Genomic DNA, 12,686 nt, shown 5'->3' with positions numbered 1-12,686 from the left:
ATGAAAAATTTGGGGAGGCTTTTGTGCTGTTAGCGTCTTTTTGATGTTTATCAGCGATTTATCTGGTTTTATCAGCGATTCTTTGATGTTTATCAGCGATGTTGTCTTTTCTACCGGTTTCTTAATTAAATGATGAATTCTCCATTTGTTCTTGTGTCACTAGTTCATAGTTCATTGCTGCTATACCACTTACCTCATGGATCATGCCATGTACATATAGTTTCTCACCATTTTCTCCATTCAGACGGACAGAAAAAGCAGAATTACCTTTTCCGACTCTTTTTACAGTGACACCATCTGCTGAAAGCTCGACATCAACTATTTTATGATCATGCATTGCACCTGTGTATTGCTCAATTTTGAAATCTTTCACCTTAAAGCCAATTTCACTTTTTGGAATGAACGCACTGCTTTTTTCAATCGCTGATGTTGAATACAATCCATAGCCATCAGATTCTGCATGGATACCTACACGTACCGAATGTCCTTTATTATCAGAGAAAGTCGCAATATAGTCACCTGCTTGCAATAACGACAGCACATAGTTACCGCCCTTAGGAATCGATTGTTCATCCCAGCCATCAAATTTATATGGCTTATAGCTGAAAACTTTATCACTAACAGCTTGTCCAGCAGCTGTAGTTAGCTGAATATTTTTCGGATCAAAGCCTAAATCTTGCTCAAAAATCAGTGCTGAGCCAGGTGTCACTTCATCTGTTGGTTGGCAGTTAATTTGTAATTTTCCATCTACTTTTGTTACATCAATTTTATATTTTTGCATTTCGACGATTTCATAATTTTCATCATGATCAATATTGTAGCCAACCAGCATGAAATAGCCCGATCCCTCTTGTAACGCCTCTATCTTCATATCGTTATTTGTTCGAAGAATACGGAAGAATTCATGCTCTCCATCTGGCGTTAGATTATCGTTAGAATAAGCATCAATATTAGTTGAATTAAACTCCTGTGCAGTAAATGTTTGGGTCACTCGTTTAGCCTGCATAGCTTCAAGACGATGAATAAATAACGCAAGCTGCGAACGATTGACAGTCTCTTTTAAACCAAAAGTAGTTGGTGTAATCCCCTTCGTTATATTATTCTCAAACAATGGAGCGACTGCGTAATAAGCATCTGAATATTTTACAATATCCTTAAATGGTAATGTCCGACCAATAGTAGATTCTAAATGATATGCCGTTGTTAGCATTCGCGCTAATTGTTCACGTGTAATCGCTTGATTGACACCGAAGGATCCGTCAGCAAACCCTGAGACAATCCCTTCACTTTCTAAGGCTGCTATGGCCCCATAATATTCATCGCTCGGTTTTACATCTGTAAATTGTGGGTCCATTACATTTTTAGTATCCAGCCCTAGAAGACCTGCTAAAATCTTCGAAGCCTGTCCACGCGTCACATCAACGAATGGCTTAAACGTGCCATCAGCATAACCTTTAATAATTCCGCGTTCAGCTAAATCCTTTACCGCTACACCATATTCCTTCGTGTAATCAACATCAGAAAATTTATCTGTTGCCTGTGCAGTTGGTACTACTACAATCGCACTTGTCGCTAATGCAGCAACTATTGCCCCTTGAAATAAAGTATGCTTCTTCATCACCAGCTCAACCCCTTAACATATTTTGTCTATCATACTATTATAATACGTATAAGGGAATCCAAATATTTCATAATCTTCAATTATGAAGAGTTTCTTTTTTCTATCGAATGTTAGGGTGAGGCACTGTGTGAAGTCTCATCTATTGACTACCAAGTTCATCGGTTCGAGATATATTTGACATTTTTGTGATTTTATTTAGCGTTACGACTTTTCTTTCCCTCATTCTCCCTCTTTTTCCGTCGTTATCACTCTTTTATCCATTACCCCTGCTCATCTAACCATCGTCTTAATTTTCCTCATAAGTAAAAAAACAGCGGAGAGTTCGATTTAACTCGAACCTCCACTGTTTAAAAAATATTTTTTAGTTTTTGAAGTCTTGTTTAGCTGTAACTTTTACAGGAGTTGCGCTTTGACCACCAATGTTTACACGAGCATTGAATACGTCTCCAGCTTTACCTGTAGCAGATGCTGTAGCTGTACCGTTATTGCTGAATACTACTTCACCAGAAACTTTAGATAAAGTTAGTGTTGCAGCAGCAGTTGGAACACCGTTAAATACAGCTTGGCCTTTAACTACGCCAGTAGCATCAGCTTCAGCAACAGTTGCCATTACGCCGTATTGGTCAGTAACAACTACGTCAGTTAATTTGAAGAATGCATCTAAGTCGAAGTCAGCAGCTACATTGTAAGAAGAAGTTGTTACGAAGTTAACAGCGTCACCATTAATGTATTGTTGAGCTTTACCATCTTCTACTACAGCTACTTTTTCTACTTTAGGAGCAGCTTTAGAGAGTGTTACTTCTTTCACGATTTCTTCACCAGTAGCATTGATTGTGATTGTTACTTTTGCAGTTGCAGTTTTAGCATCTTTATCGAATTCTACTTTAGCTGCATCATCAGTAGTAATATTACCATCTGCAACGTTTGTAAGAACTGCAGATTTTACTGTGTAGTCAGAACCTGCTTTAAGTGTAACTTCTCCACCATTAGCAGTTACTGCTTTCACTACGATGTCTTTGCCATACTTATCCGGAATTACTAAATCTGCTTTACCAGCTTCTTTTTCAGTTACGTAGATAGGTTTAATATCTTCTACTTTATAAGAAGTGAATGAGCTATCTTTTACAACTGAGAATTGTTTAGAGTAAGTGCTTGCTTCAATTGCAGTATTACCCTCTTTTACAAGTTTGAATGTTACATTAGCAGTTGTTTTAGTAGCGCCTGCTTTGTATGCTACTGTAATTTTGTTGTCAGCAGCACCGATTTTACCTGTTACTTCGAATGGTGCATTTTCATCTGTAGATGCTTCGATTGTGTATTTTGCTGTTGCAAGTTTTGCAAGAAGCTCATCAGTTGAAATAACTTGACCGAATTGATCTTCAACTACGATGTCTTTTGCAGTGATTTCTACTTTTTCACCAGCAATTTCACGGATAGCTGTGCTCACTTTGCTATTTAAGCCAGTGATTACTTTTGGTGCAGTTGTAGATTTAGGAATAACTGTTTGAGTTGCAACTTTACCAGTTGAAGATGTTACAACAACAGTTACTGGTGTGTTTTCTTTTACGTTAGCGCCTACTACTTTTGCATAAAGCTCGCCATCTTTTTCTACTAAAGATCCACCAGTAATAGAGATACCTTTAGTACCATTTAATACAGTAGTATCCTTAATTGAATTACCTTGTTTGTCTGAAACAAATAATGGGAATAGGATGTCTGCTTCAGCAGTAACAACTTTTGTTGGTGCGCCTAATGTAACTGAATCAGCACGTACACCTTCAGCAACTTTCACTGTCGCTTGTCCATTTTTACCAGTTGCTTTAGCGATAACAATTACGTTTGTTTCACCAGTTGCCACAATATTCTCAACTGGAAGAACAACTACATCTTTGCCTTCAATTGTTTGTTTTTCAAATTCACCGAATGTTGCAACAGCTTGGTTTGTATTTGTTACTAGAACTTCATCTTTTAGACGTTTTACGTCAGTAATTTCTTTACCGTATTGGTCTTTTACAGTAACAGGAAGATAGAATTTATCTTTTGCTAAAGCAGTATCTTCAGTTAAAGTTTTGCCATCTTTGTTGTAAAGAGCACCAATTGTTACGTCAGATGCTACAGTTTTTGCAGAAACTGTTACAGTTTGTGTTGTTGTAGTTGCAGTTGCACCATGGATCACTGTAAGTACTACTTTGTCGCCTTCTTTAAGGCCATCTTTAGTGATTGTAATAGAGCCGTTCGCATTTGGATCTGCCTTAGCGCCTGCTGCAGAAACTGTTAATGATGAAGCGTTTAATTTTGTAATATCTTCACCGTATTGGTTTTTAATTTGGTAACCGATTGTAGCTGTATTTGTATTGTCGATTAATGGAGCTACTTCACCAAGGATTTCAATAGAAGAAACTTTTTCGTCTTCTGTTTTCACCGAACCAGTTAGTGCTTCATCTGTAAGACCAGTTACGTTTACAGTGAATTCACCTTTTGTAATTTTGCTTGTTAATTCAATTGTTGCAACTGTTTTATCTTCGTTCCATGTAATAGAAGAGAAGTTAGATTTGAAGCCATCTTTTTTAAGCTCAAATTTAGCTTTTTCAGTTTCAACTGGTTTATTGAATGTTACAGCTAAAGTTTTTGCATTTACTGCATCAACAGATTTTACTTTTACCGCAGTTACATATGTAACTTCAGCAGAATAAGTTTTGCCATCGATAACGAACTCTACTTTAGTTTCTTTGTTTTCTGGAAGTGGAGTTGGTAATGTTACCGTATGTTTTTTGTCATCAGAAAGTGTTACTTCTAATGTTGTTGCATCTACAACTTTAACTTCTTTAACAGTTAAAGATGCTTGTTCACCCATAGTAATTGTACGGTGTAAGAATGATGCAAATTGACCGCGTGTTACTGAGTTTTTAGGATTGAACTGTTGTATAGTTTTAACGTTTGTAATACCAGCATATTCTAACGCGATGATTGCTTCGCGATTTTCTGTAGCTGTAGCTTTGTCTAAATCAGTGATAACTGATTCGAAGTCAGCATCTTTGTAATCAGCTACTAAATCTATGTTATAAACAGTTTTGATAGCACGTACTAAAACAACTGCCATTTGCTCACGGCTCATGTTATTAGCTTGCATTAATTGGTTATTTGAACCTTTGAATACGCCAGCATCTTTAACAAGTGCTGCATATTGTAATAACTCTTTGTCAGATGTTGATGTTGGTAAATCAGTGAAACGAGCTTTTGTTGCATAGTCTGCAGGAATTTCGTAATTTTCTGAAACTAACCATTTTCCTAAGAATTTAGTTACATTACCACGAGTAACTACAGCATCCGGTCTGAATGTGCCGTCTGGGTAACCTGCTACGATTTTAGCGTCTGCTAATGCTAAGATAGCGTCCTCATGGTCATTATCTTTAATATCAGAAAAGCTTGCTGCGCTTGCTGCTGGTACGATTGCTGATGCTACTAGGGCTGCTGATGCTGCGCCTACAACCCATTTACTATATTTTTGTTTCATATGAAATTACCTCCTAGATAAATTAGCCAATATTCATGACTACGACTTCATTATAAGAGTACGAGATGATAAATTTCAAAATGAAATACCTGGAATGAAAATTGTGGTAATGCTTTAGTTCTAAAGGTTTTTAAACCATAATTTGTATAAATATTGTTATTGCTACCATCCTGAAAATTAACAGACAAACCTTACTGCGACAAGGAAAATATACCATATTACCCATGTCATTTTTACCATCCAAATTTCTACAATTTTCGACTTTCAAGCAATAATTGATTAAAAACCATTAGTGAACAATTCGTGAACTCATGTCACAATTATGTAGGTAATTTATTCTTGTATTTCCTATATTCTATTATATTTTTCCATAAGTTTTATATATTATTAGTTTTTTGGTATATTACATAAGCCATTTTTCGTTCAGAAATTGACTTATGAATTGGCACTTTTTAATCAGCAATTGCAGTTGTTCTATCAATATTTGGTATTTTATCAGCGATCTTCTTGAGATTATCGTTGTCATAGCTTTTTAGCGATTCTAAGCTCTTTATTAGCGATCTTCTTAGGGGGTATCGGCGATTCTTGCTTTTTATCAGCGATCTTCTTGGAGATATCAGCGATTCTTAGCTTTTTATCAGCGATCTTCTTGGAGGTATCAGCGATTCTTGCTTCACGGGCTTTTAACACGGGGCGTGCTGGACATTTATAGCATGGGGTTCTTATTATATTAATTTGCTTTGAAAATGGGGCTTATTAAAATGGTTGGAACGCATGCCTCGTATCGTATGCCATATTCGTGAATCTATTGAAACTGCGGAATGGTAGATGCTATCGGCGATACTTCTATTCCTAGCGGTGCATCCCTATTTGCTATCGGTGAAACAAAAAAAGCAGTGATTTCTATAATTAAAGAAATCACTGCTTTTCCTATGCGGTACGCTTTTTTATTCTCCCAATTACAAACTGACTAAATGGAAGCATCGAAATTAACTTCGTCACCGTAATACAAACGATTAGCGCCCACAACATTAGCAATGGCACTCGCACAAGCGTACTATTAAAATGATCCACAAACCATCCTGTTGATATCCGCAGAACCTCCCAATGAATGAGATAGATCATAAACGCATATCGACTTAGCAATTGAACCGTTTTCGTATAAGGTAGCGACTGCCCCCAGGCAATTACCAACAAGGCGATACTTATAACAAGCGGTATTAAATCAAGTCGTCTCGAATGCGTCTCTGTATAACCGAGCTGCAGACGGATATATAAAAAGGTAGCAGATAACACGAACAACACAACCATCGCGTAACGATACTTTTTCGCAAGCGCAGCAATCTGCGTATAATACACACCCATCGCATATGCTATCGCAAAATAACCAAGCCAGCCCGTAAAGAGTAAACGCAACATGAGATCATTCTCTTCAAAAAATGGATATGGCAAGGCAATCAATGAATGATGGATTAACATAATCAGCACACATAACGGTAAAAACCAAGCCATAGACCATTTAAAACGCTTCATCAACGTAAAGACTACATATAACTGCATCATAACCACAACAAACCAGCCTACAAACCCACCGTAAACAACATTACTGACAAACTTTTCCCATACTAAGCCATTGTGATAAATTATCTCTACAATTACAGAATCAAGTATGGCCCACATTAAATATGGTAGAAAGATATATTGAATTCTATTCGGCCAAAAGTTATTCGGTATTTTAACCTGATAACGATTCGCCAAAATTAAAATAGACAACAAAATAAACGTCGGCGTTGCATAACAGAGCGCAATCCGTAAAAACAGATAAAACGACTGCTCTGGCTCTACACCTACCTCCATAATAATCCATGAAGAGGTGTGTAATAATAAGATAGACAAACACGCCACCACACGCAGTAAATCCCACTCTTTGATCACTAAACATTCTCCTAAAACTATTATATCTCATTTAAGTCTGTCATAGTTTGTCGATCAATGCAATGGAGATACTTGTTATCTATGCTATAATGAGGGGATATATTAAAGAGAGATAGATTAGCAAAATAGATATATTTAATAGAGAGATGAAATCGTCGATGGAGGAAGTTTTAAGCGAATTAAAGCAAATCAATCAACGTCTTGATTCAATGAGATTAGAATTTGAGATAAACAAACGCCACTTAACTTTGAAGTGGCGTTTTGAGTACTCTTCTCTATCAGAAAGTAATATTAAAAGTTTAAGTCACTGCATTAACAGTACTTTCCATCACCAAATCTTCTCCACCCATTCAGGATGGTCTATAAACGGATTTCGATTGCCTTGGATATCGTAAATTCTTTCATTTCTTTGTTTTTCATATTCATCTATAGGATCTTGCTTGTGCCATTGTAAAAGAACAGAAAGTTTACCGTGATAGGGGGCTGTTCCATTATTGACTTTATCGTTTAATTCAAGATCAACCTTATCTCCAAGCTCATAACGAGTTGCCATATATAATAATATGCGTGCTACATCACCTTTTACGCGATTAGGTGGTTCGAATGAATCTGAATCTTTAAAGCAGCCATTACAGCCAGCGACTGGACTGCCCCCATTGTCAAAGTCTAAATTTCCTCTTGAACTATTAACTTGTACATCGGTTGCGCGTAAACGATGGATATCTGTTCCGGGTCCTTTGCTTGTCCCAAAGTTTCCGTGTGATTTTGCCCACGTATGCTCTCGGTTCCAGTTTCCTACATTGCCGCCACTGTTTGTTTTTGGACTAGATTTCCCAGCATAAAATAAAATGATATTATTCGGATTATTAGGATCTTCATCTGTATACTTTAAAGCATCCCAAACATCATCATAAGAAAGTACCTTTTGTTCAGAAATGATATCATGAAGAGCCTTTTTTAGTGCTTGACCTTCCTTGTTATAGGCTCCAGCATAATAATCATTAACAATCACTGTAACGCTGAAACTTGTCGTGACACTTTTCTTGCCATCAGATGCTGTAACGCCAACAATATGACTACCCTCATCTAAATTGAGTACTAATAACTTTCCACTTATAGTGCCCTTTGTAGCCGTAAATGAAAGTTTATCACCATCAGAATCGGAAAAATGATCTGTTAAATCAATTCGAATTTCCTCTCCAACAGCTACAGTTTTGTTTGAAATCGGATTTTTAATGATTGGTTGTTTGTTTTCTGAAGGCAAAGAAGGATCCACAATGGGATCCCCCTTCGAATTTGTAAATTTAATTTGTTCAGGAGCTGCGCCCTTTTTATAGATTATCGATTGTATATCTATATTTTCAGCGCCTCTTATTTCACTGACATTTGGACCTTCAATTGTGAGTGTTTTCACGCTATTGCCTTTAAGGTCGATAATCATCCCTGCTTTAGCTGGACTAAGGAAAACATCAGTCGTCTTAAAGCCTTCTCCATGTAGTTCCGCATAGGCCCCTTTTAAGAAAACACCTTTTGGAATAACAGATTGAGCATCTAAATGCACTGCCACACTAGGTTTATTTATTGTCAATTTCTTTGTTTTGAAGTTCTTATAGTCATATACTATTTCAGGCTGAATCGGTTCAACAGTTGAACCTTTCTTAACATCGATTTGTACCATTACAGGATCATGGTCACTTGCACGACCAGCTATGTCCGTGAAATCAGCGTTAATATGAAGGATATCGACATCTGTTTTTTCTGCCAAATTGTTTGACACTAAAATATGGTCTAATACTTGTGAGTTCCCCTGATAAACATATGTGTAACGATCCGAAGCATCCACTTTATTAATCATATTTGTCATCAATTGACCTTCATGGATTTTAAGAGCATCAGCGAATTGGTAATCATTAAAATCACCTAAAGAAACAATATTTGCATCTGGATTTTTTGATTTAACGTCCTCAACAAAATTATAAACAATGTTGGCGATTTTTTTACGTTGCCCTTCACTTCCATACTTTGGAGGCTGAATCGCACCAAATAAAGGAGTATCTCCATTTTTAGAATTCCAATGATTTGCGATAACAATTACATCTTCACCTTGAAATTCAAATTGTGCTGCTAAAGGTTTACGGCTACTATTAAACGCTTCATTTGCCGGATCAATTCGACCAGGGTTCAATGTTAATTTCCCATCTTTATAGCCAACTGCTGTTGTAGCATCTCCTGATGGCATACCTTCTTTCAGCTTAACTCGCTTTGGATTATAAAGGAAACCAACTCGAATATTTGCATCCGGTGCTCCACCGTCTTGATTGTTGATTGGATCGATATTAACATACTGATACTCGACACCACCGACACCTTTAATAGCATCAATTAATCTTTTATAACTTTGATCCGCTTTGGAATCTCCTGCAGAGGGTCCGTTATTATCCTGCACCTCTGTTACGCCGACAATATCGGGGCTGCCCATATCAATACCAATTGCTCTTGCTAGTTTTCTCGCTTTATCATCAGTTGTAGAAGTTTTGTTATTAGAGAAGTTCTCCAAATTATACGAGGCAATTGTTAACTTATCTTCTGCCTTTACTATTTTCGTTGTTTCTGGTGCTGTATTACCTTTTTCATAAACTGCCTTCATCTCATCTAAAGAAGCATAGATTTTAAAGTTTTGATAGGAATAGCCAACGATTCCGGTAATTGGCCCTTTAAATTTATCACCTGTAGCCACTTCAAAATCACGTGCAGCGCCATTCGGTTCTAGTCGGAATTGAATTCTGTTCGGATTTGCATTTTCTTTCTCATACAATACCCCACCGTGAATTGTGTCCGTTGATTCATCCTCAAGTACTGTTACTAAATCTCCATGCTCCTGTGGTGCTACCGCCTTCACGTTGCCAACTTCTACTCTCATACCTTCAATACTTTCCCAAAAATCAATAGCATCAATTGTTGGATTAAAAATTTGGAGTTGATCACTGTCGATTTGACTAAATGACATTTTTAGCTTATCGATTTCAATTGCTTTTGGTAAAGCTACACTACTTTTAATAACTTCTACTTTTCCATCTTGATCGTCACGCACATTAATTTGAGTTGTTTTTAAATCTGTTTGCTGCCTATCATCATAGCCATCGTAAGCATATTCGCTTACTTTACCTTTAACAGATACTAAATCCCCTACCTTTATTGGCCATGGTTTCTTTCCACTGTACAGAAAAATTCCTTCAGAAGTATTCGGATCATGATCAGCCAATTCATCTGGCGTTTGAATCGTATAATACCAATTATTATTTAACGTAAATGAATAAGTTACGATTCCTTCAATTCCTTCAACTGTTTTACCATCAAATGTTGAAGCATGCCCCGCACCTTGAATATCATGAATTTGTAGTTGATCAGCAATGCGATAATCAAATGTAGTTATTTCGCTATATGTGCCATCTTTCGCTTTAACTATTGCTTTTAAAGTCGTATTTTTGCTAATTTCAATTGGTGTCTCATATTTAAGACTTTTATCAGTTGGCACCGTGCCATTTAATGAGTAATAAATTTCTGCATCGGCTGTCGGTGTTGTTAAAGTGACTGTTGTTTTCCCAACGAACGTCCCACTTCCAGGAGATGCGCTTGCAGGCTTTAATGCTGAACTATCCACTACAATATCTGCTTTTGATCGAGGAATTACTTGATAGTCTTTATCGAATTGTTGAACAATACCAGTGATAGATTCATAGTTTGTACCGACAGCTAGATCTAGCGAATTTGTTTCATCTCGTACGAGGAAATTCGTTCCGTCATTAGCAGTAAAGTTTGCCCACCCCGCCCCTTGTTGAACATCTGTGAGCGTAACATTTTTCACTGTTACTAACTGTGATTCGCTATCTTCATTTACTTGAGCACCTGTTACTACCTTTGGAGAAGGTACACCTGCATTTTCAATCTTTTCAACGATTGTAGCACCATCTAATTGTAGTAGCCCACGATAGTCAGCTAACTTACCTTTTAAAGTAACTTCATCACCGATAGACATAGCTAAACTAGTAGGTCTTACGGCAATACCACCTGTTTCGTCTTGGACGGAGAACGTATTTTTCAAACCTGCTGCAACTCTACCTTTAATAGTTACAGTTTCACCTACTCCTTTATTCCGAGCTTCTCCAATTGAAAGAATTCCCGGTGCTTCAGGGTCAACAGGCTGACCTGAATCAATATCCATAACGTGCTGCCCTAAATTAGAAAAATCATCTACCGGATATGAAGTCCATTCTAAAGCTGCATTAAATGGATCCTCCATATTTGTATCACCCAAAAAGACTGAACTCTTCCTTACTAAAGTTACATCTTTAGCAAAATCCGCTGAAGGACCAACTTGTCCAATGGAATCAACTATTTCACCAGCTTTCCTTAAAACGACTGGATCATTTCCATTAAAATTAATAGCAGTTGAGTTTTCTAGATTTCCTTTTGCTTTAATGTTAGGCGCTGCATCTTTATGATATAAAACATAAGTAGCTCCGCTTTCTAGAGTACCCGTCAGATTCACTTTATTTTTCGCGGTAACTTCCCCGTTCGTATGAAGCTCTAACGTATAATTGCTTAAATCAACCGCGTTACCTGTACCATTATATATTTCAATGGCTTTATTGAAGGAGCTTCCTTCTATATACTCTGAAATGATTAAATCCTTTGCTAATGTTTCAGCTTGTACAGTGAGTGGTGCTACTGGTGCGGCAACACTTGCGACTAGAGTTGTTGCTAAAAAGACGTTTATCGGCTTCTTCCAATTCTTCTTTGACATCCAGTCAATTCTCCTTTCAAATTTAGGAAAGTTAGTTTTTAAAATGCAAAGTCTTCTCTCTACAAAGAGAAGACTTTGCAAAAGAATACAGGGTTGTTAAATTGGTACATATGTCGTTTGAATGCATTAACAAGTAAACTTACTTTTGCTATCCCCTCCTTTTCCCGTCTCTCTCTATCAAGGCTGTCTCTACAGCCATAAATAGCCGAACTATTCAAAACATATTTCCTCACTCATATATATGTAAACATATTATTATTAATTCACTATTTTAATAGTATTTATATTATGTTAAAAAGTTGTAATATCAAGAATACGTATTTACTACAGGGAATTTAATAATTTAAAACGAATTATTAACACATAAATACAAATAACACTCTAATAAGGAGCCAATTTATCTTATTTGCTAAATTTTAAAAAGGACAAAATACTTTTATATCAAAAGAAATAGAATCTTATGGTGCCGTAGCCCAAAGTTAGAGTGTGTCAAACAATCGGGGCGCTGTTCAGAGCTAAAAAATCAAACATTGAAGTATTTTTTATATAGTAAAATATAGAAAAAGCGAAACAACTAGAAACCATTCATGAAAGCCAACACCGCATTATTGGACTAGTATCAGCACGGTCAACCTATCATTAGGCTAAGATGGAAACGATTACAATATACAATAAACGCCCACTTCAAATTGAAAATTGAAGTGGGCGTTTTGTGAACTCTTCTAAAGTTCTCACTTAATAAGGAAAGAGGAAGTATCACAAGTTTATTCTGTATATCACTTTCAGTTAATTATTTTTGACTGACAGATCTA

4 protein-coding genes are annotated in these 12,686 nt (G+C 36.7%); all 4 read right to left on the bottom strand.

Features of this window, described 5'->3' with window-relative positions; genetic code table 11:
• Positions 1 to 121: 121 nt before the first annotated feature.
• Positions 122 to 1,618, bottom strand: coding sequence for an S-layer homology domain-containing protein (locus tag ACIQZA_RS16750; protein WP_402882954.1), 1,497 nt, complete (start codon positions 1,616 to 1,618; stop codon positions 122 to 124).
• Between the two features lie 364 nt (positions 1,619 to 1,982).
• On the bottom strand, positions 1,983 to 5,135 hold the full coding sequence (locus ACIQZA_RS16745; protein ID WP_402882875.1) for an S-layer homology domain-containing protein: 3,153 nt from the start codon (positions 5,133 to 5,135) through the stop codon (positions 1,983 to 1,985).
• A 930-nt stretch (positions 5,136 to 6,065) separates the two neighbouring features.
• On the bottom strand, positions 6,066 to 7,070 hold the full coding sequence (locus ACIQZA_RS16740; RefSeq protein ID WP_402882877.1) for an acyltransferase family protein: 1,005 nt from the start codon (positions 7,068 to 7,070) through the stop codon (positions 6,066 to 6,068).
• A gap of 328 nt (positions 7,071 to 7,398) precedes the next feature.
• Positions 7,399 to 11,874 (bottom strand): endonuclease, encoded by a 4,476-nt coding sequence (locus tag ACIQZA_RS16735; RefSeq protein ID WP_402882879.1) that lies wholly within the window; start codon positions 11,872 to 11,874, stop codon positions 7,399 to 7,401.
• Positions 11,875 to 12,686: the final 812 nt, after the last annotated feature.

Origin of the sequence: Lysinibacillus sp. NPDC096382 (assembly GCF_044762845.1) — a bacterium.
Classification (GTDB): Bacteria; Bacillota; Bacilli; order Bacillales_A; family Planococcaceae; genus Lysinibacillus.
The sequence above is the reverse complement of the archived record's forward strand: the minus strand, read 5'-3'. Positions and strand labels throughout refer to the sequence as shown.